This is a genomic window from Rhodanobacter sp. TND4EL1 (assembly GCF_054061035.1).
The window spans coordinates 300,765-327,007 of the sequence record NZ_JBSSDT010000005.1 but is presented as its reverse complement, the minus strand read 5'-3'; the positions used below and the strand labels follow the sequence as shown (position 1 = coordinate 327,007).

Genomic DNA, 26,243 nt, shown 5'->3' with positions numbered 1-26,243 from the left:
GCCTCAGCCGATGGCAGGAGCGCACCCTGTGCGCGATGCTTTTCTTGACGTGACGAAGAGCCATCGCGCACAGGGTGCGCTCCTGCACCACCCGGGCTCAGCCGGCGTAGCGCTGCTGCAGATAGGCGAACGTCGCGCGGATACCCATCGCCTCGCCACCGCGTGGGCGGCCCGGACGATCAGCATCGTTCCACGCATACGTGTCCAGATGCAGCCACTTGATACCGTCCGGCACGAAGCGCTCCAGATACAACGCCGCGGTAATCGCGCCGGCGTGGCGCGACGGACCGGCGTTGGCAAAATCGGCCAGGTATGAGTCGAGCATCTTGCGGTAGGGACGCCACAACGGCATCTGCCACAGCGGATCGTCGACCGCACGACCCGCAGCCAGCAGCGCCGCTGCCGCCGCATCATCGTTGGCGAACAGCGCGGGCAGGTCCGGCCCCAGCGCCACGCGCGCGGCGCCGGTCAGCGTGGCGAAGTCGAGCATCAGGTCAGGTTCCTGCTCGGCGCCGTAGGCCAGCGCGTCGCACAGCACCAGCCGACCTTCGGCGTCGGTGTTGTCGATCTCGACGGTATGGCCGGCGCGGGTGGTGATCACTTCGCCCGGGCGCATCGCATTGCCGGCCACGGCGTTCTCCACCGCGGGAATCAGCAGGGTCAGCCGCACCGGCAGGTTGGCCTGCATCACCAGTCCGGCCAGCGCGATCGCGTGCGCCGCGCCACCCATGTCCTTCTTCATCCAGCGCATGCCATCACCGGATTTGAGGTCGAGCCCGCCGGTGTCGAAACATACGCCCTTGCCGACCACCACCAGCTTGGGGTGCTCGCGCTTGCCCCAGCTCAATTCGATCAGTCGCGGCGCGCGATGGCTGGCGCGGCCCACGGCGTGGATGGTCGGAAAGTTCGCTTTCAGCAGTTCGTCGCCGACCCAGTCGCGCACCTTCGCCTTGTGGGTCTTGCCGAGTTGGCGGATCGCGTCGCTCAACTGCTCCGGTCCCATGTCCTCGGTCGGCGTGTTGACCAGGTCGCGGACCAGGGCCGTGGCTTCCACCAGCGGTGCCAGCGTCTTCAGCTCGGCAGCGGCAACCACGAGCCGGGCCGGCGCGCGCTTGGCCTTGCGATAACGGTTGAACTGATACGCGCCCAGCGCCCAGCCCAGTGCGGCTTGGTGGCGATCGTCCAGCACGCCTTCGTCGGCCAGATGGTAGGTGGCTTCGGGCAGGCTGCACGGCAAGGCCGCCAGCGCCGCCAGCGGCAGCTGCGCATCCACGCCGACCAACACGCGCACCAGTTTGCCGGCCGGGTCGGACAGCAGGGCAAACGTGCCGGCGGCGGCGCTGAAGTCGCTGTCGCCCAGCCAGCGTCGCTGCGCGGCAGTGAGCCGGCGCTTGCAGGCGGCGTAGTGCGCGGCGTCGGTGGTTTCGATGGCGATGCTGTGGCGGTTGCCGGATTGGCGTTCGATCAGGGCAGACATGCGGGTTCCTTCGGGCTTGCGCCGGCACTGCTGCGCCGGACTCGACTGATGGCTCTCAACACTGGGCCAAAACCCCAATGATGCGCGCAATCGCCGCCGCTTGCCTACACGAGCGGGTGCTGCGCCTCGAGCCAGTCGGCCAGTGCCGTCATGTCGCGCAGATCCAGTTCGGGCGGTTCGCCCATCTCCTGCGGCCATGCCGCGCCTTCGCGATTGATCCACGCGGTGCGCAGTCCGGCATCACGCGCACCGGCGATATCCATCGCCGGATCGTCGCCCACGTGCAGGATCTGCTGCGGTGCCACCCCCAGTTGTTCGGCGGCGGCCAGGAAGATCCGCCGGTCCGGCTTGGCCATGCCGCTGTCGCGCGCGCAGATGTGATGGACGAACAGCCGATCGAGCCCGATCCGCTTCAGGTCGGCGTTGCCATTGGTCAGGCTGGCCAGGGGCCAGCGCGTCGTGATGCGTTCCAGCGCGGCCAGGCTGTCCGGGTACAGCTCCACGCTGTTGCGCGCGGCGAAATAGATTTCCCACAACGCATCGATCGGCACCTCGTCCACGCCGCAGCTGGTGAACGCATGCCGCAGGGTGAGCTGGCGCTGGGTGGTGAAGTCGTGCGCCAGGTCCAGCCGTTCGGCGGCAACCCGGGCGCGCAGTTCGCGCATCGCGGTGATCGGCCACGCCTGCGCCACGCCGGGGTGGTGCTGGCGCAACCAGGCGTCTACCGCCTGGTCGGCGCGCTCGAGGGCCGGCATCACCGGCCACAAGGTGTCGTCCAGGTCCAGCGTCAGCGCAAGGATCGGCGCCACGCGGACACTCACTGCTTGCTGATGCGCAGCACCTGGCCCAGCTTGATCTGGTCGCCCTTCAGGTGATTCCACTCGCGCAACTCGGCCACGTCGATGGCATGACGCTTGGCGATGGTCGACAAGGTGTCGCCCTTGACCACTTTGTAGGTGGTGGACGTCTGGCTGGCGCTGGCGCTGACCTTGCCGAAATCCTTGCTGTTGTTCTGGCTGACCGTGGTGGCGCTGCCGCCGGCGTGCGCCGTGCTGGTGACGGTGACGTCGCTGACGCTGCCCTGGATCTTGCTCAGGCGCTCGGTCTGCTTTTCATCGGCTTGACGCTTTTCCAGCGCCGTGCGTGCGGCGACCGTGTCGGGCGAGGTGGGTGCAATGGCCGAGCGCGCGGCATAGGTGGCACCCGGCGCCGATACCGGTGTGACCTTCGAGGCGCGCGCGCCCACTTCGGCAAGGATGCTGCTGCGGCGCGAGCTGTCCATCGAGGCCAGCGCGGCGCCATCCTGATACGGCAGCACCGCATGCTTGCGCAACGCGGCCTTGCCCGGCTCGCTCTGCACGAAATCGACGAAGGCCTGCGCCTGGGCCGCCTTCGGGCTGTTCGGGTTGGTCACCAGGTACAGCGGAATGAACAACGGATAGCTGCCGTCGGCAATGTTGGCCACGTTGGCGGCCTTGCCGTTGATCGGAATCGCCTTCACCTTCGCGTTGCCGCTGATGCCGGCCAGCGTGGCCACGCCGAAGCCGTTCGGATTCAGCGCGATGCCTTCTTCCAGCTTGCGCGTGTTCACGTACAGGCGCGGGGCGGCCACCGGCTGGTTGCCGCGACCGAACAGCAGGGTGCGCAGGCTGTATTCCACGCCGTCACCGGGGCTGGCCACCGCGTAGACATCGATCGGCGCGCTCTTGCCGCCGACTTCGCTCCAGTCGTGGATCTTGCCGTAATAGATGTCGTGCACCTGCTTCAGCGTCAGGCCGCTGATCGGGTTCGACGCCTGGGTGATGATCACCAGGCCGTCCCACGCCACCGGAGTAAACGTCAGGCCCGCATTCTGCGCGGTGCTGTCGGCCGGGCGTGCGCTGCCGGCCAGGTCGGCGGTGCCATTGGCCACCGCATCGATGCCCGAGGCGGTATTGAACGGCTGCAGCTCGATGCGGCCGTGGCCGGCTTTCTCCCACGCGGTGGCCATGTCGTCGACCACGCCGTTGGCGGTGGCCACGTCGCCGCGCCAGATCAGGGTGGCCTTGGCCGGCGCGCTGGCTGCCTTGGCCTTGTGATGGGTCTTGGCGACAGCGGGTGAGGCCAGGCAGGCCCCGAGCAGAGCGACGGACAGCAGATGGACAAGACGAACGGACATGGCGGTGGAGAACCCCGGATAATGATGTGTGGATGCGCTATCGACGCGATTATGGCGCCTGACGGGCGCATGCAGGCTGAAGCGATACGGCTATTTCATCGGTCCGGCGGCATAACATCAAGCACTTTCATGCGTTTGCGGGGCGCTGGCCATTCGGCGTGTGCGCCGGAACACGTGCCGGGAGCGATCCCGGCCACGCTTTTCCCTGAACCGGCGACCCGCGTGCGGCGGGCCCTCAATTGACCACGACGTAACGCGTACCGTCGTCGCCGGCGACCACCAGCACCAGCTGGCGCGGCTTCACCCCGGCCAGCCCGCGCAACACATGCAGGCTGGTGATGCGCTGGCTGCCCACGCCGATCACCACGTCATCAGTCGCCAGACCGGCGCGGGCGGCGCGACTGCCCGGCTGCACCGCGCTGATCGCCACGCCGTACCAGCCCTGGTTGCGCTGTTCCTGGGTGAGTTCGCTGAAGCGCACGCCGGCCAGGCGCGGATCGAGTTCGCTGCCCTCGACGGTGGCCAGTTTCTCGGCGGTCAGCTTCGCGCTCACTTCGCTGGTCTTGCCCGCGCGCAACACGCCCAGGCGCAGTGTGCTGCCCAGCGGCAACAGGCCTTCGGCGTTGTTCAATTCCTGCACGCTGTGCAGCGGCTTGCCGTTCATCGTGGTCAGCACGTCGCCCGCCTGCAGGCCCGCGCGCTCCGCAGCCGAGCCGTCGCGCACGTTGGTCACCACCACGCCGTTGCTGTCTTTCAGCTGCAGCAGACGCGCGATCCGTGGCGTGATCGCCTGGGTCTGTACGCCCAGGCTGCCGCGCTGCACCTTGCCGTGGGCCAGCAGCTGCGCCATCACATCGCTGGTCAGGTTGCTGGGAATCGCGAAGCCGATGCCGACATTGCCGCCGGAGGGCGAGAAAATCATCGTGTTGATGCCGACCAGCTCGCCGCGCAGGTTGACCAGCGCGCCCCCGGAGTTGCCCGGGTTGATCGACGCATCGGTCTGGATGAAGTCCTGATAGCCACCCATGCCTGACGCGTTCTGACCCGGCGCGGTGCGGCCCAGGCCGGAGCGTCCCAGCGCGGAGACGATGCCGGCGGTCACGGTCTGGCCCAGTCCGAACGGGTCGCCCACCGCCACCACGTAATCGCCGACCTGCAGCCGCGAGGAATCCGCCAGCCGCAGCGCCTCCAGCTTTTGCGCAGGAATCTGCACCACCGCCACGTCGGTGGCCGGGTCGGTGCCGATCAGCTTGCCCTTGAACGTGCGCCCATCCTGCAGTGTCACGCTGATGTCGTCGGCGCCGCCGACCACGTGGTTGTTGGTCAGCACGTAGCCCTTGGCCGCATCCACGATCACGCCCGAACCGAGACTCTGCTCGACCCGCTCGCGTGGCGTGCTGGGCAGGCCGAAAAACTGCCGCATCATCGGGTCGTCGAAGTACGCATCGCGCACCGGCACCCGCGTGGTGGTGGAGATGTTCACCACCGCCGGCGTCACCCGGGTCAGCATCGGGGCCAGCGACGGCATCGGCTGGCCATCGACGGCCGCGGGCAGGGTGGCGGCATGGCCGGCGACGGGGGCGGTCATCACCAGCAGCGCCGCCAGGGCGCCGCCAAGCCAGCAGGAAAGGCGTGTGGATGAATGCGACATGGGTCCTCCTTGGATGATCAATGACAGCGCTGCTTCGACCGGAACGCCGCGCCACGGTTCCGTGGCGCCGACAGTGGTCGTGGGACTTTACATCCGACGACGTCGGGGGTAACTTGCCTATCCGGTAGCAACCACAACATCTTGTGTTCGCATCTTGGCACTCTAACTAGTGCTGGTGTCGAACCTCATACTCTTGAGGGGGAGTCGTTGTTGTCGGGAAAGCGTTGGCAGCACGGGCCGGAGGGTCATCCTCTCGCTCGCAGGCGCCATCGAGTACAGCCATGCGCGGCCTTGCCGCAGCGAATAAAAAAACAACGCCGGCCGCAAGGCCGCAGCGAGAGGTCAACAAATCCGATGAGCACCGTGCGTGGGCCAGCCACCAGTTCAGCATCCAGCGTGAACCCGAACATCCATCCAGCCACCAGCCGTGACGCCATCGTGGACATCCCGCTGCAACCTGCCTCCCAGGACATCTGGGACAAGAAATACCGCCTGAAGAACAAGTCCGGCGAACCGGTCGACGGCACCATCGACGAGACCTACCAGCGCGTGGCGCGCGCGCTGTCGGATGTGGAAACCACCGACGAGCTGCGCGGCCACTGGTACGAGCGTTTCCTGTGGGCGCTGCGCCGCGGTGCCATCCCCGCCGGCCGCATCACCTCCAACGCCGGTGCGCTGGCACACAAGCCGGCCACCAGCACGATCAACTGCACCGTCTCCGGCACCATCCACGACTCGATGGATGACATCCTGGAGAAGGTGCACGAGGCCGGCCTGACGCTGAAGGCCGGCTGCGGCATCGGCTACGAGTTCAGCACGCTGCGTCCGCGCAATGCCTATGTCTCCGGCGCCGGTGCGTACACCTCCGGTCCGCTGTCGTTCATGGATATCTACGACAAGATGTGCTTCACCGTATCGTCCGCCGGCGGTCGCCGCGGCGCGCAGATGGGCACGTTCGACATCAGCCATCCGGACGCCAAGGAATTCATCCGCGCCAAGCGCGAGGATGGCCGCCTGCGCCAGTTCAACCTGAGCCTGCTGATCACCGACGGCTTCATGGACGCGGTCGAGCACGACCAGGACTGGCCGCTGGTGTTCCCGGTGCACGTCAAGGAAAAAGGCGAGATCGACGTCAACGATCCCGCCCAGGTGATCTGGCGCGAATGGCCCACCCACGAAAACTACGTGGACCGCGAAGACGGCCTGGTCGCCTGCAAGATCTACAGCCACATCCGTGCGCGGCACCTGTGGGACATGATCATGGTGTCCACCTATGACTATGCCGAGCCGGGTTTCATCCTGATCGACAAGGTCAACGAGATGAACAACAACTGGTGGTGCGAACACATCCGCGCGACCAACCCCTGCGGCGAGCAGCCCTTGCCGCCGTACGGCTCCTGCCTGCTCGGCTCGGTCAACCTGACCAAGTTCGTGCGTGATCCGTTCGGCCCCAAGGCCAGTTTCGACTGGAACGAATACCGCGAAGTGGTGAAGGTGTTCACCCGCATGCTCGACAACGTGGTCGAGATCAACGGCCTGCCGCTGGAACAGCAGCGCCACGAGATCATGGGCAAGCGCCGCCACGGCATGGGCTTCCTTGGCCTGGGTTCCACCGTGACCATGCTCAAGCACAGCTACGGCAGCGCCGAAGCGGTTGCGTTCACCGAGGAAGTCTCGCGCGAGATGGCGGTGGCCGGTTGGGAAGTGGCGCTGGAACTGGCCAAGGAAAAGGGCGCCGCACCGGTGCTGCTGCAGGACTTCACCGTCACCGGCGACATGCTGCGCAAGCGCCCGGAAATGGTCACCGACGGCTACAAGATCGGCGACAGCATCCCCGGCCGCGTGCTGCACGCCAGGTACAGCCGCTACATGCAGCGCATCGCCACGGTAGCGCCGAACCTGGTCGAGCAGCTGGCCGAAACCGGCGCGCGCTTCACCCACCACACCTCGATCGCGCCCACTGGCACCATCAGCCTGAGCCTGGCCAACAACGCCAGCAACGGCATCGAGCCCAGCTTCGCGCACAGCTATTCGCGCAACGTGATCCGCGAAGGCAAGAAGTCCAAGGAGAAGGTCGAGGTGCTCAGCTTCGAGCTGCTCGCCTATCGCGCGCTGATCAATGCCGATGCCAAGGCGTACACCGAAGAAGCGGCCAACAAGCTGCCCGACTACTTCGTGGCCGCCGACGACATCAGCCCGAAACAGCACGTGGACATCCAGGCCGCCTCGCAGTTGTGGATCGATTCGTCGATCTCCAAGACCGCGAACGTACCCACCGATTATCCCTACGAAGACTTCAAGGACATCTATTTCTACGCCTACAAACAGGGCCTGAAAGGATGCACCACATTCCGCTTCAACCCCGCCGCGTTCCAGGGCGTGCTGGTCAAGGAATCGGATCTTGAAAACACCCTCTACCGCTTCGAGCTGGAAGACGGTAGCGTTGTCGAACTGAAAGGCAATGAGCAGGTGGAATACGACGGCGAAATGCACTCCGCCGCCAACCTCTTCGATGCCTTGAAGGAAGGGTATTACGGCAAGTTCTAGGAACGCGCGCGCCCCGATCCGGGGTGTGCGAATTCCGCGAACCGGTCGATTCCCGAAAGGCCACGATACGTTCTGACAATCATTCGGAGGGGAACACCAGCATGTCCATCGATAACGAAGTTGAAGTGAGCAGCACACCCGTCGCTGCCGAAACACCGGCAATGACCTTGCCCGTGTTGCCGGAAGTGGCACCGGCCGCACCGGCTCCGGCCGCGGCAAAGAAGAAGGCGGCACCGCGCAAGGCCGCTGCGAAAACCGCAGCGCCCAAGAAGGCCGCGGCAGAAAAGGCAGCGCCCAAGAAGGCCGCTGCAAAGAAAGCTGCGCCCAAGAAGGCGGCAGCGAAAAAGGCCGCTCCCAAGAAGGCTGCGGCAAAGAAGGCCGCGCCCAAGAAGTCCGTCAAGAAGGCGGCGGCTAAAAAGGCCGCCCCCAAGAAGGTCGTCAAGAAGGCCGCCGTGAAGAAGGCGGCGCCGAAGAAGGCAGTCAGGAAGGCCGCCGCCAGGAAGGCTGCGCCGAAAAAGGCCGGCGCCAAGAAGGCGGTCAAGAAAGCCGTGAAGAAGGTCGCCCGCCAGGCCGCCACCGCCAGGAAGGCGGTGAAGAAGGTCGCGAAGAAAGTCACCAAGGTGGTCAAGAAGAACGCCGCCAAGGTCGCAAAGAAGGTCAGCAGCAAAAAGACGGCCGTGAAAAAGGCCGCGCCGAAAAAGGCGGCAGTCAAGAAGTCCGCCAGCAAGAAAGCCGTCGCCAAGACGGCAAAGAGGTCCACTGCCAGCAAGAAGGCGATCGTCAAGTCGGCACGCCCGGTGAAAAAGGCTGCCGCCAAGAAGGCCGCTGCAAAACGCAAGTAAGCAACACCGCATCCGGCCCGGCCTTGCGCCGGGTCGGATGATCTCCCGCTCCAGGCCGTGTGCACCCCGGCACCGATCGTCCCGGCACCCCATCCCGAACAACGAAGCGAACACCATGGCAATCAAGATCGAAAAGAAGATCACCGGCTACAACGTGGTCAAACCCGAAGACAAGGTTGCCAGCCCGGCTGCGGCCGCCGCGAAAGACGCGCGAGTCAGCGACAAAGCCGGCGAACCCAAGCAGGCCGAAGTGATCCAGATGCACGAAAGTGTCGAGCGCCCGGAAACCCTGGTCGGCTCCACCTTCAAGATCAAGTCGCCGCTGTTCGAGCACGCGCTGTACGTCACCATCAACGACATCGTGCTCAACGCCGGCACCAAACACGAAATGCGCCGCCCGTTCGAGATCTTCATCAACTCGAAAAACATGGACCACTTCCAGTGGATCGTGGCGCTCACCCGCATCCTGTCCGCCGTGTTCCGCAAGGGCGGCGACGTCACCTTCATCGTCGAAGAGCTCAAGGCCGTATTCGACCCGCGCGGCGGCTACTTCAAGTCCGGCGGCGTCTACATGCCCTCCATCGTGGCCGAGATCGGCACCGTGGTGGAGCAGCACATGAAGAACATCGGGCTGATCCGTGATCCGGAGATGGACGAGGCGACGCGGAAGCTGATCGTGGAGAAGCGGGCGGCATTCGAGGCGCTGGGCGCGAAGAAGGCTGCCGATGCGGGCGCTGCTGCCGAAGCGGGCGCGGGTGAGGCGCTGTCGTTTCCGCCGGGGTCGATGATGTGCGACAAGTGCAATACCAAGGCTTTGGTACTGATGGACAACTGTCAGACTTGTTTGAATTGTGGGTATTCGAAGTGCGGGTGAGTCGCTTCGAGCAAGATCTGAGCCGAGACACCCTTTTTCGGGAAGCTAACGATGCGCCTAAGCTCTGCTCAAATAGTTAACTTTAGGTCACTTAAAGATATCACCATAAATTTTGAGCCGCGCTGCCGGATACTTATTGGCTTAAACGAGGCAGGAAAATCGAATATATTAGCGGCTCTCGCACTACTTGATAGAGGTCGCGAGATATTAAGCTCAGATGTTCGCGAGGTGGGCGAGAGTGACGACCCGAGCGAAGATTCCACGGTTAGTTTTCTATTTAAATTCGATCGAGGTGAGCGGGAAAAGATTTCGGAAGCAATATCCGCTCAAGTAGAGAGTGCAAAATTATCCGAATTGTTGCGCTATAAAGATAAGCAGCCCGATGAGCACGAGCTTGACCAGTGGTTCGCTGAAGGATTTTATGAGGTAGATGTAAAGAAAGGTCTACGTACATTTTATTTTTGGCTTCGAGATGATGATCTACAAGTAGCCCCTGGGTGGCTAATTTATCTTCCCAGATGGCAAAGGGTTCTGTCGCCGTCGCCTCCAGGCGGGCTTCAGGATATTTCAAAGGTCGTTTTTTCCGAGTTGCAAATCCCATCGGATAATAGCGATGATTTCCGTCCTCTGACGCTAGACGATATAAGCATTCTCATAAAAAATGAAGTAACGTCTCTGATTGAAAAAAATTTACCGGCCTGCCTCTATTGGAGCTACTCGGAGGCGAATTTGCTGCCGGGACGCATAATCCTTGGTCAATTTGAAAATGACCCTCACTCATGTGAGCCCCTGCGTCAAATGTTCGCTTTAGCCGGTCATGGGGATGCTGGTAGTGCTATTCGCGCCGCAAGAGATCGTAAAAACGGTTTACATAACCTCCTAAATAGGGTGGCAACCTCTACTACTCAACACATTCGCTCAGTCTGGAAGGAAGCGAGCGAGTTAGAAATATCGCTACGTCCAGATGGCGAGTTTATTGACGCATCGGTCAAGGATAAGCACAATTTCTATGAGGTCAGTCGCAGGAGCGATGGGTTCAAGAGGTTTATAAGCTTCTTAATCATGGTGTCTGCTAAGGCAAAAACAAGTTCTTTGAAAAATACTTTATATCTGCATGATGAGCCGGACTTAGGGATACATCCAAGCGGGATACCCTATCTTCTTCAGGAATTGATAAAGATATCAACTAATAATTATGTGGTCGTCAGTACGCACTCTATATTTATGGTCGATAAAGAGCGGATCGATCGTCACTTAATGGTGAAAAAGAATGATGAAATCACGGGGATAAAAGAAGTTGATGCTTCAAATTTCAATGACGAAGAAGTTGTATATAATGCTATGGGTTACTCTATCTTTCAGAATTTGCGACGAAAGAATATAATTTTTGAAGGCTGGAGAGATAAGCATTTATTTCGTCTATTTAGCACATCGCAATTGACGGGAAAGATTGAATCTAACGAAATTACGCTTTCGGGCATTGGACTATGTCACGCAACAGAATAAGGGGTCAGAGACATTATTCGAAACTGGAAGAATCAAAGGGACGGTGTCAGGGACGATATTCCACAAAGGGGGAATAAGGGGTCAGAGACATTATCCGTGGCGGAACCAGAACTAACCAGGAAAAGCCGGGACAGGAAACAAATTACGGAGCCTCAGTAACGGGTTCGGGTTCACTTCCTGGGCCTCCATAACCGAGCCTGCCCCGTTCCGGGTTCCCCTATGGGTGTGTGCAGGTTTATAAGTTAGGGGCTGCAGAAGGGTCGCCGGTTGCGCCGGCCAACGCCAGGAGGTGATCGCAATGAACAGGAGTTTTCTTTTTGCCGTGGGGCTGATTGCCATGGGGCTCACCTTGTTTGCGCCAGCGGCATCTGCGCAGATGGCCGCCAATCTGGATCCGGGTTCGGCGAGCCAGGTCATACAGCGTCAGGAGATGTTGAACAGGGAGATGCAAAACGCGGCACGCGCCATGGAAGAGGGGCAGCGCCGGTCCTGGCTCAACTCCATGGCCAATCTCGCCAAGCTCCGCATCAAGCTGGCTGAAGCGTGGCAAGACATGGGCATGTCCGCGCAGGACGCCAAAGTGGTCGCCGACGCGTACGACCCTAACCTGGTCGTGGGCTTGCACCATGAATCGCTTCGCGGGAAGAGCGACGGGGAAGTCGCGGAGATGCTCCAGTCTGCGATCAGGCAAAAGCGCTACTTGAGTGCCAACCAGCTGCTGATCGATTACGAGCAGAACAGGCTCCGGATAGGCACGAACCAGACAACCGATGTGAGCCGGTGAGCTGGTAGAAAGCAGGTTCAGGGCACACTTTTCGAAGCGGGCCGGTTGAAAACTCGACGCTGACCCCTGTGCTGGTTTTTCCTCGTGTCCGGCGGCTTCGCGGGCCTCGCGAATGCCAGGCTGCGGGAAGGTTCCACAGCCAGGACTGGTCTTATGAAGCATGCTCCACCCGGATACGAATGTCCGTTCTGCGGGATTGCCCAGACGCTGTCATCGCCGGCTCCGGAGTCAGCCGTTGTCCTGGTGGATGCGAACGTTTTCGCGTTGGTTCCGACGCATCACTACGCGGGAATCAAGGGCAACTGCCTGGTGATTCCCCGGCGCCACTATGAGAACGTGCTGGACATCCCGGACAAGCTCGGCAGCGACTTCTTTCGTGCCACGCGTCGGTTGGCGCAGGCCATGCAGGATGCCTTCGGGTGTGAAGGCATCTCCACTCGCCAACACAACGGGCCAGCCGGCGATCAAGACGTGTGGCATTTTCATCTTCATGTATTTCCTCGCTACTCGAACGACGGACTGCATGCGGGGCAAAAGGTGCGCTACACCACCGAAGAGCGCATCGAGTTGGCGGCCAGTCTCAGGGCTGCCTTGCGGTAGCGAGTACGTTGCTTGCGGGCGGGGTGGTCGCCGATTTCCGGGAGGCTCCCGGCTTGCCCTCAGGTGTCGCTGACAACTTTTCCCGACACCTTTTTATTGCGCCGCTGACCGCAAATGTTTGCGGCAGGATTCATTCTGCGTTGGGCATCGCGATCCAATGCTGGCGCCTCCATAAACAGCGCGGAGTGTGCCATGGGGATTCTGGATCTTGCCGGTGAGATTGCAGGTGCGGTGGCTGCGGTTGAGGGTGCCGAGAAGCTTGATCCGAATGCGGGGCTCTTTACCAAGGGCATCGCTGCTGTTGCCGGTTTCAAGGGTGCTGGTGCGTTGGAGTCGATGGTTGGCAGGAGGGAAGAGGCGGCCGATGCGGATGGGGCGGCGCCGGATGCCGATGCTGATCCGCAAGCCTGAATCAGGGGCGCTCAGGAGAGCGCCGTTTTGGCACGGGTTCACGTGATTCAGGCAGTTCTGCGTGAGGCGGCTGTCGGCGTGAGGCCTGCACCGCGGTTGTGAATCACGATGTTGCAGCGGTATGGCCGGAGGCCCTGAAGTGGGCCGACGTTCAACCGTTCGCGCTGAGCGTGGCGGCGTTGCGGGCGGAGTCTCGTGCCGCCCGCAGCGCTTCGTGCATGGATGTCCTTCGACTCCGGCCTTCGCCCTGCGCTCAGGACGAAGGGCCCTTCGACTTCGGCCTTCGGCCTGCGCTCAGGACGAACGGGCTTTTCGACTTCGACCTTCGGCCTGCGCTCAGGACGAACGGGCCCTTCGACTTCGGCCTTCGGCCTACGCTCAGGACGAACGGGCTTTTCGACTTCGACCTTCGGCCTGCGCTCAGGACGAACGGGCTCTTCGACTTCGACCTTCGGCCTGCGCTCAGGACGAACGGGTTCTTCGACTTCGACCTTCGGCCTGCGCTCGGGACGAACGGGTTCTTCGACTTCGACCTTCGGCCTGCGCTCGGGATGAACGGGCTTTTCGACTTCGGCCTTCGGCCTACGCTCAGGACGAACGGGCTCTTCGACTTCGACCTTCGGCCCAAGCGCTCAGGGCGAACGGGCTCCACGCAAGTACGTGGGCGCCGCTCGCGCAGCGACAATCTGGACGCATCGGTAATGGATCTGCCGAGGGGCGGATTGCCTCCGATGCGCGTTCTGTCACGGCGACGTCGTGCCGTGGTCAGCGGTCGGGATCGCTGCCGGATCCATCCAGAATGCCGCCCACATGTGCCCGTCGGGGTCGGCGATATCGCGGGTGTACATGAAGCCCAGGTCCTGAGCCGGGTTCACATCGGCCTGGCCACCGTGCGATGCCGCGGCGTCGTTCATCGCGTCGACGGCGGCGCGGCTGTCCAGCGCAAGCGAGAGCATCGATCCGCAGCTTCCGGCCGGGGGGAACGGTCGCTCGGTAAACGTGCGCCATTTGGCGTGCGTCACCACCATCACGTAAATCGCCTCGCTCCACACCATGCAGGCGGCGGTGTCGTCGCTGAATTGCGGGTTCTGTTCGAATCCCAGGGAACGGTAGAAGGCGATCGAGGCTTTGAGGTCGGTGACCGGTACGCTGATGAAGATCATCTTTGTCATGGGGTTTTCCCTTGGTTGTCGGTGAGGTGAAGTCTCTACGCAGGTGGAGCTCCATTCGTACGACGATCCACCAGATCAGGAATCGACAAGGGCTGGCGATCACTGCTGCGCGGCTTGTGGCAGGGACGTCGGTCGCCGGTGTGCGTACTGACGAAGGGTGCGTGTCCGTTCGTGCCGAGCGTACGCCGAGGCCGCGCGGAGGGCATGGCGGGCGCGTCGAGGCGCCAGGCTGCCGAAGGATCAGGCAGGGAGGGTTTGGCGACGACGCGCGGCGCTTCGACTCCGCCCGCTGCGCGGGCTACGCTCAGCGCGAACGGCGGGGGGATTACCGTTCCGGGTTCACGCGCGTCACCACGAGTGCGTGCGGAGCGGGGTCAACCGGGCTATCGTGCCGTCCTGATCACGAAGAAACACCATGACCAAAAGTTACGACCCGCCGCTGACCACGAACCCGCATGGCCCTCTTTACCGCGTTGACAAGGGCATCAGGGCCGCCCAGCTGCGGCTGGATGCCGCGATCGACGCGAAGCGGCATCACACCAGCCAGAACCTCGCGCATGAAGTGATCAAGGAGGCGCGCGAGGGGCTGAAGAAGTCCGAGCAGTTGCGCGTGCTCAAGATCAAGGAACTCGCACGCAAGGCCGCGGAGAACGACGAAGCGCGCGGCTGAAACTCGCGCGGATGGGCTGAAACGCGGATGGACGCCTGTCCAACGGCGCCCGCGTCATGGGGTCACGCAAATGACGGTACCGCGCGCGACCGCGTTGGCATCGGTGGCTAGATGCTCAGGTCGTAGGGCTTGCCGGCAACGCAGCTTTCGACGGCTTGCGGGGTGATCTTCGCGTAGGGCTGCAGCGTCGTCACGGACAACGTCATGCGGTCCTGGCTTTGTTTCACGTTGTCCAGCAACCGGCAGAATTGCGGTGAATGGACCAGGGCTTCGGCTTGCTTGCCGATCTTTTCGCCGGCCTCGTCCGCGCGCCCGATCATGGCGGCAAACAGCACGCGGCTCATCGCGTGATCGGTGATGCGGGCGGTATCGGACAGGGTCAGGTCCACCAGTTCGATCACGCTGGCACGGTAGTCGCGGGTGAGCACGCGTTGCTCGTCGCTCAACGACAGCTTGTTCTTGCCGATCTGCACCGCGCCGCTTGCGTCGATGCTGGCCTCGGGGAACCCCTTGGCATTCATGCTGACCGGCTCGCTGTGCAGCGAGGCGCGCTCGGCCTGGATTTCCCTGGTGGCCGCCCCCGAGCACCCAGCGACGAGAACACTGGCGAGTGCGGCCGTGAGCATGCCCACGCGGAATGATTTTGGTCGGTTCATTGGAGCATCCCTGTTCGGTGGTCGGCCTGGCCGTCGCGCTGGCGATCGAGGCGTGGTGGAAGCGACGGTCCGGTGCACGTGGGCCGATCGGTGCCTTCACTTTAGCGCCCGCATGGGCGCGCGGACATCCGACTTCCGGCACACGAATGACGGCCCAGTCGAAGCACGGTCAGACGCCCCTCGATTGACCTGCGCGGGTAGAAGCTTGACCCTGAGGGCTGCTTCCGTTGCCTGCCTGCCCATGCTGACCAGTATTCGTTCGTCCACGCCGCTGCTGCTGAGTACCGTCTTCCTGTTGATGGGCGTGGGCTTGCTGCACACCCATATCGCGCTGGAGGGAAGGTCGCTCGGCTTTTCGGTGGCGATGATCGGCGTGCTGACGTCGGCGTATTACGCCGGGTTCCTGGTCGGCACCTATACGATTCCGCGGCTGACGCATCGCATCGGTCACATCCGCTCTTTCGCGTTTGGTACCGCGCTGGTGACCCTGGTGGTGCTGGTGCAGGCGCTCGATCCGGCGTACGGCGTATGGCTGGTCCTGCGCGTGCTGCAGGGGATGATGCTGGTCGGCTTGTACGCGATCATCGAAAGCTGGTTGAACGCGTCGGCCGAGCCCGCGCATCGCAGTTCGGTGTTCGCGGTCTACATGATGGTGAATCTTGGCGCCAGCGCGATGGCGCAGCAGTTCCTGCGCATTCGCGGCGAGGGCTTCGTGCTGTTCTGCGTGGTGGCGATCCTGTTTTGCGCGGCGAGCCTGCCAGTGGTGGCCAGCCGCCAGCCGCAGCCGCATATCCGCTCGGTGCCGCAGGTGCAGATCAGGCGCCTGTTCCGGCTGGCGCCGACTGCGCTGGTCAGCGCGCTGCTTTCCGGCCTCGTGCTGGGTGCGTTCTGGGGCTTGTTGCCGGTGTATGCGGTGGCACGTGGCCTGGGTCTTGGCGAAATCGGCACCTACATGAGCGTCGCGATTGCCGGCGGCGTGGTGTTGCAGTGGCCGCTGGGCCGTTTTTCCGACCGCATCGACCGCCGTCTGGCGCTGTCGCTGATCAGTGCCGTCGCCGGACTGGCGGCGCTGGTCAACTTGTTTCTGCCCAGCACCGGGGGCTTTGCGGCGATGCTGGTGATCTTTGCCTTCGGCGGCATGAGCTTCACCTTGTACCCGATTGCCGTGGCGCACCTGGTCGACTACGTGCAACGCGACGAGCTGCTGTCGGCCTCCAGTACGGTGCTGCTGGTCAACGGCATCGGCTCGGCGGTCGGGCCGCTGGTGGCGGGCGCACTGATGACCGTGTTCAACCCGAAGCTGCTGTTTGTCTGGTTCGCGGTGCTCGACGGGGTGCTGGCCGCGTATGCGTTCTACCGTTTCATTCACCGCAAGCGCGAAGTGACGCCGGACGACAATTTCATGCCGTTGGTGAATACGGGCCCGAGTTCGCTGGATCTGCACGCCAGCGGAACAGTGGCGGAGGAGGTCAGATAGTCGCCTGCGCGAGCGTTTCTTCGCTGTCGGATCCCCGCGGTTCGCGCAGCGCCTTGGATGCGCTTTGGGAAGGGACGCAGAGGTCGGCGCGGCGGGATGGTCTGAAGCCCGAGGTTGATGTCAGGGCGCGTGGTGGACCATGATGCGCCATCACGGGCGCATACCCCGTGTCGGGGAACAATCATGGGCAAGCAGAGTGACGGCGCAGGCCGATCCAGTGCGGTGCATCGTGTCCAGCCGGTGGATCCGGCCGGCTTTTCCACGTTTCGCATCCATCGGCTGCAGCATGATTTTCACCAGCACCCGCTGCTGCAACTGCCCGAGCTGGCGAAACTGGCCAAGGATCTGATGCCCGGAGGCCAGTGCCGTTTCGTGTATCCGGGCATGGCCCAGGATTCGGCCTTCCATCACGTCGACCATCACCCGGACGGGCGCGGGATCGAGCAGGTGTTCGAACGCATCGAGGAATCCGGCTCGTGGATCGCGCTGTACAACATCGAGAAGATTCCCCGTTACCGCGCGCTGCTGGACGAGATTCTCGATACGGTGCGGCCGGTGATCGAACGCGAGCAGACCGGCATTTTCAATCTCACCGGTTTCTGTTTCATCTCCGCGCCGCCGTCGGTGACGCCATTCCACATCGATCGCGAAAACAATTTCTGGCTGCAGCTGCACGGCCGCAAGGTGCTCACCGTATGGGATGCCTCTGACCGCGGCGCGGTACCGGCCGACGCGGTGGAGGATTTCATCGTCAACCACTCGTCGAAAAAGGTGCGCATGACCGAGGCGGGGCGCAGCAGTGGCCACGAGTTCGACAGCGGCCCGGGTGATGGCGTGTATTTCCCCACCACCTCGCCGCACATGACGCGCTCGGATGCCGGCTGGGCCACGCCCGGCGACGGCGTGTCGGTGTCGCTCGGGGTGACCTTCTATACCCGTCACACGAAGAAGCTGGCGCGGGTTCACCAGTTCAACCGCGTGTTGCGCAAATATTTCCATCAGTCGCCGGTCAGTCCCGGCCAGTCCACGGCGCTGGACTCGATCAAGGCGCCGCTGGGCTGGATGCTGGGGATCACCCGATACGCGCTGCTGCGACAACTGCATGCGATCCGCGCCTTGCGCAGCGGGACGCGACCTGCCGATGGCTGGTGGGGTGAAAAGGCGCCGCCGGGCTCGTTCTGATCCCATCCGCCGCAACAAGCGCTTCGGTGCCTCATGAATATTCCGTTCTGCCGATGCGCATCGACGCGATGCGCGATTCCTTCGCGCATCCATCGTGGCGAGGGCCTTTCGAAGCGGGTGCGGCGTGAAAGGACTAACCTGTGGGTTCGATCCGCCAGGAGACTCCTGTCATGACGTCGCTTTCTGGCAAGACACAGAACGGTTTCACCTATGAAGGGGAGTACGAGGCCGCAAGTGGCGGGCGCATTCTCTGGAGCGCCACATTCCGCCGCGATGGCGACTACGCAGGGGTGCGCCACGGTCATCTGCACGACATGCAGGAGGTCGGCGAGCCGGCCATGAAGGAGCAGGTGAAGGCGAGCATCGAATCGACCTGGACAAACGCGACCTGAGGCGAATGCGGCAGCCGGTCATTCACCGCCGGCGGCGGCGCATTGCGCGGCAGCGATTTTCTCTGCTCGGGTGAGGCATGGTTTGCGACGGGCGCTCGTTCCATCGGGCCGACACCGCTGTATGCCGCCAGGCAACGTGGACGCAACCGAGCGGAGAGCGTGACGCCGGCCTGACCGCGCCGGCGTCCTCAGCAGATCAGGCGGACGGGAAGGGCGGCATCCTGCCCGGTTTCCCTTGACCGCCGTTCACGGCAACATGCGCACCTTCGGCTCGCGCGCCCACTGCCGGGTCTTGGCAGCGGCGACGAAGGCCTTGAGGTCCGCGGCGTCCACAATGCCCGTATCCTTTTTTACGCCAACGGCCTTCAGCAGTGCCTGTGCGCCGGCATCGGCCGCGATGGCTTTCAAGTGGACGAAGGCATCGCTGACGAAGTCCCTGGCGGCGGACTCGCCGGTCAACTGTTTGGCGGCCGCCTCGCTCAGCACCACCGCTACCGCGTCGAAGAACACCGAGGGCTGGCCGGCGAGCTGGCCATCGGCCGGCATTTTCCTGCCGTCGGAAAGCACCGCGCCGCCGACTTTGGGCGCGACGATCTTTACCGCGGCGCCCGCCGCCTCGACGGCCTTGCGCAAGGCCTTGATGGTGGTTGCATCCGAGCCATCATGGATCAGGATGCCGACCAGCCGGCCTTTCAAGGTGTCTTTCATCTTGCCGATCAGTTGCAGCGCGGGTGACAACGGCAAATCCACCGGCGCGACCCTGGCCGGCGGCGCCGGCGGCATCGGCGACAGCGCCAGCCCGTCGGCGACCCGGGCGGCCAGATCCTGATCGACATGACGCAGGTGACCGACCATCGCCGTGCGCACATGCACGGTTTCGACCTTGGACAATTCGAACACGAACGCGTTGGCGATATGCGCCTGTTCCGGCTTGGTCTGCGAACGGTAGAAACGGCGCGCTTGGCTGTAATGGTCGGCGAACGACTCGGCACGAATGCGTCCCTTGCTGCCCGGCTCGGTCGGTTCCGCCGCGTGCGGGAAACCCCGTGGCGTCTCACGCGGGCTGTCGTCAGACAGGGAGTTGGGCTCGTAGTTGACCCGGCCGGCGGGCGACTGCATCTGCATCTGCGCATCGCGTTGCAGGTTGGCAAACGGACATTTCGGCGCATTGATCGGCAGCTGATGGAAGTTCGGCGTGCCCAGCCGCGACAGCTGCGTGTCGAGGTAGGAAAACAGCCTTCCCTGCAGCAGCGGATCGTTGGAGAAGTCGATGCCCGGCCCCAGGTGCGAGGGGCAGAACGCCACCTGCTCGGTCTCGGCGAAGAAATTGTCCGGCCAGCGGTCCAGCACCATGCGGCCGATGACGGTGAGCGGTACCAGTTCTTCCGGAATCAGCTTGGTGGGATCCAGGTGATCAAACGGAAAGCTGTCCGCCTGTTCCTGCGAAAACAGCTGTACGGCCAGCTCCCATTCGGGGAACGCGCCGCGCTGGATCGACTCGAACAGGTCGCGGCGGTGGTAGTCCGGATCGGCGCCGGTGATCTTGAGGGTCTCGTCCCACACGGTGGACTGCAAGCCGAGTTTCGGCCGCCAATGGAATTTCACGAACGTGCTGCTGCCATCGGCGGCGAGCAGGCGGAAGCTGTGGATCATGAAGCCTTCCATCATGCGCAGCGAACGGGGAATGCCGCGGTCGGACATCAGCCAGGTGATGGCATGCATGGATTCGGGCGTGAGCGAGATGAAATCCCAGAAGGTGTCATGCGCGCTGGCGGCCTGCGGATAGCCGCGGTCCGGTTCCATCTTGAGCGCATGAACCAGGTCCGGAAACTTCATCGCGTCCTGGATGAAAAACACCGGGAAGTTGATGCCGACCAGATCCCAGTTGCCTTCGCTGGTATACAGCTTCACCGCGATGCCGCGCGCGTCGCGCGGCGTATCGATCGAGCCGGCTCCGCCGGCCACGGTGGAAAAGCGCGTGAACAGCGGCGTTTTCTTGCCCACCTCGGTGAGGATCTTCGCCGTGGTGTGCTGCTTCAGCGAACGGGTCAGTTCAAAGTAGCCATGGGCGGCCGAGCCACGCGCGTGCACGATGCGTTCGGGGATGCGTTCGTGATCAAAGTGGGTGATCTTTTCGCGCAGGATGAAATCTTCCAGCAGGGTCGGTCCGCGCGGGGACGGGCGCAGCGAGTTCTGGTCGTCGCTGATCGGCACGCCCTGGTTGGTGGTCATCGGCGGATGCTTGCCGCCGGCAAGCTGATGCACTTCGTCGGCATGGCCTCGCGTTTCGCTGGCGGCAGGGGCGGCTGTGTCGGGGCGTGATGTCGGCGCGGATTTCTTGCGGGTAGCCATGGCGTACTCCGGTGCGGGGAGTGAGCCAGCCTGTGCCGAGGGTAGTGAAGTGCCGGTGATTCAGCCGGCGCATGCTGCACGCCGTGCACGGCTGGCGTTGCCTGCCCTATATCACCCGGTGACTTCGCTCGCCGCCACCGCCAGTCCCGAGACCACGCCCAACGACGGGTCACCTTGCACCAGCAGCAGCTCCGGAAAGCAGGCCTGCACGCGGGCCTTGATCTGCGGTGAACGCGAGGTGCCGCCGGTGAGGAAGACGCTGGCGGGCAGGTCGGTCAGGTCGGCGCGTACGGTGCCCAGGGTGCGTTCGAGCTGGCCGAGGAACGATTCGATCGCGGCATCCAGATCGTCGCTGCCGGCGTCGACGGCAAGCCCGTGTTCGACGAAGTCGAGTTCGGCACGATGGTGCGGCGCGGAGCTCAGCACGATCTTGGTGCGTTCGGCGACCTGGTTGAGCCGGGTGGTGGCGCCCAGTTCCTGCAGCGCGCGCAGGCGCGTGCCGTAAGGCTCGTCCACCAGGCGATAGTTCTGTTTGCGAAATTCGCGCTGCTTGGGCAGGTTGTGCACGCTGGCCGCCTCGACGAACTGATGCTGCGGCACGCGGATGCTGTCCTTGCCCAGCAGCGGCATGAAACTGTGCAGGCTGATGCTCACGTCGAGGTCGGTGCCGCCCTTGGGCAGGCCCCAGCTGCGCGCGATGTGCGGCGCCGCGCCACCGCCGAGCTCGGCGTGCGCCACGTCGGTGGTGCCGCCGCCGATGTCGACGATCAACGCGTGCTGCCGGGCTTCCAGGCTCTTGTGATAGTTCATCGCGGCGGCGGCGGGCTCTTCGAGGAAGCTCACCTCGTCGAAGCCGGCCACACCGGCCGCTTCGCGCAGGATCTCGATCGCCTGTTCGGAGCCTTGGGCACCCATCGAGCTGCGGAATTCCACCGGCCGGCCGATCACCGCGCCGCGCACCGGCACGCCGAACTGGCGGCTGGCGCAGAGGCGGATGTGTTCGAGGATGTGCGTGGCGATATGCACGATCACCTTGCGCACCTGCGGGTCCAGCCGATAACCGAACATCGACTTGGGCGATTCGATCAGGTTGCCGCCGCCACTCTCCAGGTAGCCTTCCACCGCTTCCTCGCCGAACAGCGCGTGCTGGAAGCTGGCGACCGACGCGGTGGCCTCGCGGGTCTGCTGCTCCATCCACTGCCGGCGTACCACGCGCAGCGCGTCGCGCTGCAGGTCGCCCTCGCTGCGCGCGACCGGCGTCTGTCCGCGTGCGGCGGCAGCGGCGGCCATTTCGCGCTGGCGGGTGCGGGCCAGGCGCAGCTCGATCTCCAACTGCGCTTGCAGCTCGGCGGTCAGCTGGAAGTCCGCCGGATCGGGCACCAGCTCGGGGAAGTACACCGCGGTGCGGAACTGCTCGGTGTCGCCGAAGCGGACCAGTTGCAGTTCACCGTCGATGATGGCGGCGGCCGCCGAGTAGCTGGTGCCGAAGTCGATACCGATATGCATGGAAGTCACGAGTGGGTCTGATCTCAACCGGGCAGTATGACGGCTGCCCGCGAGGGGATCCAAATCATTCCTGACTCCCGGGTTCAGCTGCTACCGTTCATGTCTCCGCGTCTCGCGCCTCGGGAAACAACTGATGGACTCCGATTTCTGGCAGCAGCGCTGGCGCGACGGTCGCACCGGCTTTCATCAGGACCGGCCGACTCCGCTGCTGCTGAAGCACTGGTCGACGCTGGCTCTTGCCGCCGGAACCCGGGTGCTGGTGCCGCTGGCGGGCAAGTCGCTGGATCTGCTTTGGCTGGCCGCCCGGGGTCATCGGGTGCTGGGGGTGGAACTGTCGCCGCTGGCGGTAAACCAGTTCTTCACCGAACACGGACTGGTGCCGGAGATTTTCGACTCGCGCTACGGCAGTCATCATCGCGCCGGCAACATCGAGCTGATCTGCGGTGACGTGTTCGGTCTCGACGCCGAGGCGCTGGCCGGTTGTGCGGCGGTGTACGACCGCGCGGCCATGATCGCGTTGCCGCCGGAGCTGCGCCGACGCTACGTGGATGAGCTGTATGCGCAGCTTCCCGTCGGCTGCCGCGGCCTGCTGATCACGCTGGACTATCCGCAACAGGAAAAGGTCGGGCCGCCGTTCGCGGTGCCTGAAATGGAAGTGCGCGAGCGGTTCGAGCCAGCCTGGGAGGTGGCAACGCTGGAGTGTCGGGACATTCTTGCCGAGCAGCCGGGCTTTGTCGCCGAAGGGGTGAGCGCGCTGCAAACGGCGGTGTACCGGCTGTCGCACAAATAGGTCGATCTGGCCACCACTCGCGCCGCCTTCGCACCTTCGCAGGTTTTGGGGCAAACGCGTCCAGGAGTTTCTTCCCGATGCACATGAATCATCGCGGTGCGCTGCGCGCCTTGTTCGCTTTGCTGGTTTGCGTTGTCGGTGGCAACGCTTCGGCCTCGGCGTTGGCACCGCCGACGGACGGCCACGGTGAGATCCGGCGTCTGGTAAGCGATCTGTGTTCCCGCGAGTTGGTGTTGCTGGGCGAGGACGCCGGCCATGGCAGCGGCAAGACGCTTGAGCTGAGGGTGGACCTGGTGCAGCGGCTGGTCGACACGTGTGGCTTCAACGCAGTGCTTTTCGAAAGCCAGCTGTATGACTTCCTCGACCTCGATCATTCATTTGCGAGCAAAACCGCCACGCCGGCGCAACTGGCTGATGCGATCGGCGGGTTGTGGTCGACCACGCGGGAGATCGATCCGCTGGTGGCCTTCCTCTTCCGCCGGGCCGTTTCAAGGCGGGTCAAGGTGTTCGGGCTCGATCCGCAGGTCGGCGGCGCCACCGGGTGGTATGCGCAACGACATTTGCCGACGCAGCTTGCGGCCTCGCTCGCGCCCGCTCGCCGCAAGGTCTGCGAGCGCACGCTGTTGCAACTCACCGATTGGCAATACGACGAGACCACGCCGTATGACGATGCCGCCCGCGCACGACTGCGTGGCTGCCTCGGCGATATCGATGCGTCCCTGGCGACCTTGCCGGCCAGCAACGCAACGGCACAGATCCGGTGGGAGGCGAAGAATCTTTCCGGCTACCTGGATATGTCCGACGACGCCAGCGGCGGTTTGCGTGACCGCCTGATGTACGAGAATGTCGAGTGGTTCCGGGCGCAGCACCCGGATCACACCAAGATCATCATCTGGACCGCGACCGTGCATGCGGTGAAAACCGGCATGGTCGGGTCAACCGCGCCGATGCCGATGGGGGCGTGGATCCACCAGGCAATGGGTAAACGCGCGGCGGTGGTCGGGTTCTCTGCCGTGACCGGTCACTACGCTCGCCTGGGCATGACGCCGCGTGCGCTGCCGCCCGCTGCGGCCGGCTCGCTGGAAAGTCGCGTATTCACGAATTTTCACGGGCAGTTGCGTTACGTGGACGCCCGTCAGCTGGAGGCGCTGGGCAGCCTCATCGGCCGCCCGCTCAACTATGGCAAACCGGTAGTCGCGCGCTGGTCGACGATGCTGGATGGCTTGCTGGTGCTCAAGGAAGAGCGGCCGCCCGACTTCGTGCGCCGCCCGATACCGCAGCAGGCGGAGCGCTGACCGCGTCGCCGTCTTTCGGGTCGACGCCATCACGGTCTCGCTTGCCGCGGCTTGCCGGCGCACGACATGGCTCGCCACAATGGCGCTCTTGCCATGGAACGGTACCGGTCACGCGATGTTGCAGTTGCTCAATCTTTTCCTGGTGATTTTCGGCGTGATCGCCGTGGGTGCCGGCGTTGCCAGTTGGCGCAGCTATCCGCCGATGGCGCTGTTGCTGCTGGCGCTGGGGCTGGCGTTGGTTGCGCTGGCGTATGTCAGTGATCGCCGGCGCGAGCGGCGCGCGGACCAACGCAAGCGTGCCGCGATCCAGCAGCGCATGGATGAGTTTGCGCGCAGGCCGGGTGGGTCATCGCAGGCACTGAAGGTGCGCGGCGGCGCGCGCTACCTCCTTGCCGGTTTGTTGCTGACCCTCATGGGCATGGGCGTCGTATGCATGGCCTCCGGCGATGCGCGGCACGACGTGATTCCGCTGGTCCTGGGTGCCCTGCTGGTTCCCGTGGGCCTGCTGCTCCTGCTGCGCGCATTGGCCGGCGTGGGCCAGCCAGCGCTGGAGCTGGATGCCGGCGGCTTTGTCACCCCGTTGACCGGGCGCATTCCCTGGCGCGAAGTGTCGGGCATCGCATTGCGCACGGTGGCTCAGCGCAACGGCCGCGAGAGCTTCTTCCTGATGTTCCGCGTGAAGCGGTTCGCTCATGTGGCTCCCCGCATCCACTGGACCGATCGCCTGCTCGCCGTATTTCATCTCGGGGCGCTGGCCAAAGGTGTGGTCACCGTGGGATTGCCTTCGGCCAAGGATCCGCCGGGTGCAATTTACGCGATGGCCAGAATGCTGTGGAAGCAGTCGACCAGACAGGACCACGACTGGCAGCCGCAGATGTCCGACGAGTACAACGAGGCGATGCGCCGGGCCGGGGAACTCACCGCGCGACTGGAGGCGCCGGGTGCCGTCGAGGCCGCACTGGCGGATTCGCAGCGGATGGCGCAGGCGATGTCGCAGATGGAAATGGACATGGCGGTGATCACGGCCGGGCACCGGCGCCAGCTGAAGAAGCAGCGCTGGGTGCTGGCGATTTTCCTGGCACTGACTGTGCTGGTCGTGGCGTGGCCCTGGATCAGGCGCTTGCTGCATTCATGAGTCGCCAGCAGTGGGCGGAACGCGATCGCCGGACACGCACGCCCGGCGGCGTCCCGCCCGGATCACTCACATTCCCGGTGACTCGCTGACCCGCATCTGCGCCCGGGCTTCGCCTTTCGGGTGCGCCTTGGTGTGCAGGTTGACGTAGGTCAGGCCGTCGAGCATGGCCGACTGGGTTGCCGCGTCGACGGTGACGGTGTTGGTCATGCCGGTCTGGTAGGGGCCGGGGATGAGTTTCATCACGCCGGCGGCCACGCCCGGTTTGGCCGGGCCATGGAAGTGCGCGATGGTGACCGGGCCGCTGAGTCCGTCGAAGTCGATGGTGTATTTCAGCTGGTGGGTCACCGTGTCCAGCGTGGCGTCGACATGGCCGGTGGGCTGGTTGGTGGCGCCGTTCTCACCGGCGAAATTGCCGCTCAGGGAAACACTTTTCGCGACGGCAGCGGTGGAGAAGACGAGCAGCGCGGCGGCGCCGAGCGGCAGGAGTTTGCGTAGTGAACGATGCATGGTCGGATCCTCGTATGGGTCGAGTGCATGGGCAGCCCGGACGGGTCGGGCATGCCGGAGTGGCGACAAGGCCATCTGGCAAAGTAACGGCAGCGTTGTGTACGCCGCGCCAAGATGCTGTGCCGTTGACGCGGCCAATCCGGTGACGAGGAGCACGCCAAACCGTAAAACGGGCCTTGCGGTCCAGTGGGCCCGGTTCATTGGCAGGCAGAGTCACGGCCTGTTGAAGTTCCATGCGGAATACTCGACTCACGATTGA

23 protein-coding genes are annotated in these 26,243 nt (G+C 63.8%); 14 read left to right on the top strand and 9 right to left on the bottom strand.

The genetic code is table 11. The features are described from left to right. Positions 1 to 97 precede the first annotated feature (97 nt). From ACVWWQ_RS16805 to ACVWWQ_RS16790, 4 genes are all read right to left on the bottom strand, one after another. On the bottom strand, positions 98 to 1,477 hold the full coding sequence (locus tag ACVWWQ_RS16805; protein ID WP_133952104.1) for a M17 family metallopeptidase: 1,380 nt from the start codon (positions 1,475 to 1,477) through the stop codon (positions 98 to 100). A 104-nt stretch (positions 1,478 to 1,581) separates the two neighbouring features. Then, entirely contained in the window at positions 1,582 to 2,286 is a 705-nt protein-coding gene (locus ACVWWQ_RS16800; RefSeq protein WP_099651540.1) for an HAD family hydrolase, read from the bottom strand. An 8-nt stretch (positions 2,287 to 2,294) separates the two neighbouring features. Further along, positions 2,295 to 3,635: a substrate-binding domain-containing protein gene (locus ACVWWQ_RS16795; protein ID WP_133952106.1), complete on the bottom strand. Its 1,341-nt coding sequence runs from the start codon at positions 3,633 to 3,635 to the stop codon at positions 2,295 to 2,297. 235 nt (positions 3,636 to 3,870) lie between these two features. Beyond that, positions 3,871 to 5,286, bottom strand: a complete 1,416-nt coding sequence (locus ACVWWQ_RS16790; protein ID WP_133952108.1) for a DegQ family serine endoprotease — start codon at positions 5,284 to 5,286, stop codon at positions 3,871 to 3,873. Positions 5,287 to 5,640: 354 nt separating this feature from the next. On the opposite strand from ACVWWQ_RS16790, the gene ACVWWQ_RS16785 reads away from it, so the two are divergent. From ACVWWQ_RS16785 to ACVWWQ_RS16755, 7 genes are all read left to right on the top strand, one after another. Continuing rightward, on the top strand, positions 5,641 to 7,833 hold the full coding sequence (locus ACVWWQ_RS16785; protein WP_457383488.1) for an adenosylcobalamin-dependent ribonucleoside-diphosphate reductase: 2,193 nt from the start codon (positions 5,641 to 5,643) through the stop codon (positions 7,831 to 7,833). 101 nt (positions 7,834 to 7,934) lie between these two features. Next, positions 7,935 to 8,675, top strand: a complete 741-nt coding sequence (locus tag ACVWWQ_RS16780; RefSeq protein ID WP_133952370.1) for a hypothetical protein — start codon at positions 7,935 to 7,937, stop codon at positions 8,673 to 8,675. 115 nt (positions 8,676 to 8,790) lie between these two features. After that, on the top strand, positions 8,791 to 9,549 hold the full coding sequence (locus ACVWWQ_RS16775; protein ID WP_133952112.1) for a TSCPD domain-containing protein: 759 nt from the start codon (positions 8,791 to 8,793) through the stop codon (positions 9,547 to 9,549). A gap of 51 nt (positions 9,550 to 9,600) precedes the next feature. Continuing rightward, a complete protein-coding gene (locus ACVWWQ_RS16770; RefSeq protein ID WP_133952114.1) occupies positions 9,601 to 11,055 on the top strand; it encodes an AAA family ATPase in 1,455 nt (484 codons plus the stop codon). A gap of 298 nt (positions 11,056 to 11,353) precedes the next feature. Continuing rightward, positions 11,354 to 11,839 (top strand): hypothetical protein, encoded by a 486-nt coding sequence (locus tag ACVWWQ_RS16765; protein ID WP_133952115.1) that lies wholly within the window; start codon positions 11,354 to 11,356, stop codon positions 11,837 to 11,839. Positions 11,840 to 11,992: 153 nt separating this feature from the next. Beyond that, complete coding sequence (locus tag ACVWWQ_RS16760; RefSeq protein ID WP_133952372.1) at positions 11,993 to 12,439, top strand: HIT family protein; 447 nt, start codon at positions 11,993 to 11,995, stop codon at positions 12,437 to 12,439. A 192-nt stretch (positions 12,440 to 12,631) separates the two neighbouring features. Further along, positions 12,632 to 12,850, top strand: a complete 219-nt coding sequence (locus tag ACVWWQ_RS16755) for a hypothetical protein (RefSeq protein ID WP_133952116.1) — start codon at positions 12,632 to 12,634, stop codon at positions 12,848 to 12,850. A gap of 743 nt (positions 12,851 to 13,593) precedes the next feature. Here ACVWWQ_RS16755 and ACVWWQ_RS16750 read toward each other — a convergent pair. Then, positions 13,594 to 14,013 (bottom strand): VOC family protein, encoded by a 420-nt coding sequence (locus ACVWWQ_RS16750; RefSeq protein WP_457383487.1) that lies wholly within the window; start codon positions 14,011 to 14,013, stop codon positions 13,594 to 13,596. Positions 14,014 to 14,437: 424 nt separating this feature from the next. On the opposite strand from ACVWWQ_RS16750, the gene ACVWWQ_RS16745 reads away from it, so the two are divergent. After that, a complete protein-coding gene (locus tag ACVWWQ_RS16745; protein ID WP_133952118.1) occupies positions 14,438 to 14,692 on the top strand; it encodes a hypothetical protein in 255 nt (84 codons plus the stop codon). Between the two features lie 107 nt (positions 14,693 to 14,799). Here ACVWWQ_RS16745 and ACVWWQ_RS16740 read toward each other — a convergent pair whose 3' ends face one another. Next, positions 14,800 to 15,348: a YggN family protein gene (locus tag ACVWWQ_RS16740; RefSeq protein ID WP_133952119.1), complete on the bottom strand. Its 549-nt coding sequence runs from the start codon at positions 15,346 to 15,348 to the stop codon at positions 14,800 to 14,802. A 241-nt stretch (positions 15,349 to 15,589) separates the two neighbouring features. Here ACVWWQ_RS16740 and ACVWWQ_RS16735 point away from each other — a divergent pair, with 241 nt between their 5' ends. The 3 genes from ACVWWQ_RS16735 to ACVWWQ_RS16725 all read left to right on the top strand — a co-directional run bounded on the left by ACVWWQ_RS16735 (position 15,590) and on the right by ACVWWQ_RS16725 (position 18,399). Then, entirely contained in the window at positions 15,590 to 16,825 is a 1,236-nt protein-coding gene (locus ACVWWQ_RS16735; protein WP_133952120.1) for an MFS transporter, read from the top strand. Between the two features lie 183 nt (positions 16,826 to 17,008). Further along, positions 17,009 to 18,007 carry a cupin gene (locus tag ACVWWQ_RS16730; protein WP_133952121.1) on the top strand — a complete coding sequence of 333 codons (999 nt, stop codon included), beginning with the start codon at positions 17,009 to 17,011 and terminating at the stop codon, positions 18,005 to 18,007. A 170-nt stretch (positions 18,008 to 18,177) separates the two neighbouring features. Further along, entirely contained in the window at positions 18,178 to 18,399 is a 222-nt protein-coding gene (locus tag ACVWWQ_RS16725; RefSeq protein WP_133952122.1) for a TonB-dependent receptor, read from the top strand. Positions 18,400 to 18,645: 246 nt separating this feature from the next. Here ACVWWQ_RS16725 and ACVWWQ_RS16720 read toward each other — a convergent pair whose 3' ends face one another. Continuing rightward, positions 18,646 to 20,631: a catalase gene (locus ACVWWQ_RS16720; protein WP_457383493.1), complete on the bottom strand. Its 1,986-nt coding sequence runs from the start codon at positions 20,629 to 20,631 to the stop codon at positions 18,646 to 18,648. Positions 20,632 to 20,862: 231 nt separating this feature from the next. Then, complete coding sequence (locus ACVWWQ_RS16715; protein WP_133952124.1) at positions 20,863 to 22,257, bottom strand: Hsp70 family protein; 1,395 nt, start codon at positions 22,255 to 22,257, stop codon at positions 20,863 to 20,865. Positions 22,258 to 22,390: 133 nt separating this feature from the next. Here ACVWWQ_RS16715 and ACVWWQ_RS16710 point away from each other — a divergent pair, with 133 nt between their 5' ends. The 3 genes from ACVWWQ_RS16710 to ACVWWQ_RS16700 all read left to right on the top strand — a co-directional run bounded on the left by ACVWWQ_RS16710 (position 22,391) and on the right by ACVWWQ_RS16700 (position 25,477). After that, positions 22,391 to 23,047 carry a thiopurine S-methyltransferase gene (locus ACVWWQ_RS16710; protein ID WP_133952125.1) on the top strand — a complete coding sequence of 219 codons (657 nt, stop codon included), beginning with the start codon at positions 22,391 to 22,393 and terminating at the stop codon, positions 23,045 to 23,047. 77 nt (positions 23,048 to 23,124) lie between these two features. Continuing rightward, entirely contained in the window at positions 23,125 to 24,342 is a 1,218-nt protein-coding gene (locus ACVWWQ_RS16705; RefSeq protein WP_133952127.1) for an erythromycin esterase family protein, read from the top strand. Positions 24,343 to 24,421: 79 nt separating this feature from the next. Continuing rightward, positions 24,422 to 25,477: a hypothetical protein gene (locus ACVWWQ_RS16700; protein ID WP_457383486.1), complete on the top strand. Its 1,056-nt coding sequence runs from the start codon at positions 24,422 to 24,424 to the stop codon at positions 25,475 to 25,477. A 66-nt stretch (positions 25,478 to 25,543) separates the two neighbouring features. Here ACVWWQ_RS16700 and ACVWWQ_RS16695 read toward each other — a convergent pair whose 3' ends face one another. Beyond that, on the bottom strand, positions 25,544 to 25,984 hold the full coding sequence (locus ACVWWQ_RS16695) for a CHRD domain-containing protein (RefSeq protein ID WP_133952129.1): 441 nt from the start codon (positions 25,982 to 25,984) through the stop codon (positions 25,544 to 25,546). Between the last annotated feature and the right edge of the window lie 259 nt (positions 25,985 to 26,243).